At 70.3% G+C, this 219-nt stretch carries 1 protein-coding gene; it reads left to right on the forward strand.

What is annotated here, in order from left to right; genetic code table 11:
* Nucleotides 1-219 (forward strand): SDR family oxidoreductase (locus IG08_RS0153715; RefSeq protein ID WP_030622583.1); only part of this gene is annotated, 219 nt, incomplete at its 5' end.

The raw sequence follows: 219 nt of genomic DNA on the forward strand, positions 1-219 counted from the left end.
GTACGCGTCAACACCCTCGCGCCCGGCTACTTCCACACCGACCTCAGCTCCGGGCTACTGGACAGCAAATGGGGCGAACGGATCGTACGCAGCACCCCCCTGGGCCGCGTCGGCAACGCCGACGAACTCGGCGGCGCCGCGGTCTTCCTCACCTCGGACGCCTCCCGCTTCGTCACCGGGACGACGCTCACCGTGGACGGAGGCTGGACCGCCCGGTGA

This window comes from Streptomyces fulvoviolaceus (genome assembly GCF_000718165.1).
GTDB classification, from domain to species: domain Bacteria; phylum Actinomycetota; class Actinomycetes; order Streptomycetales; family Streptomycetaceae; genus Streptomyces; species Streptomyces fulvoviolaceus.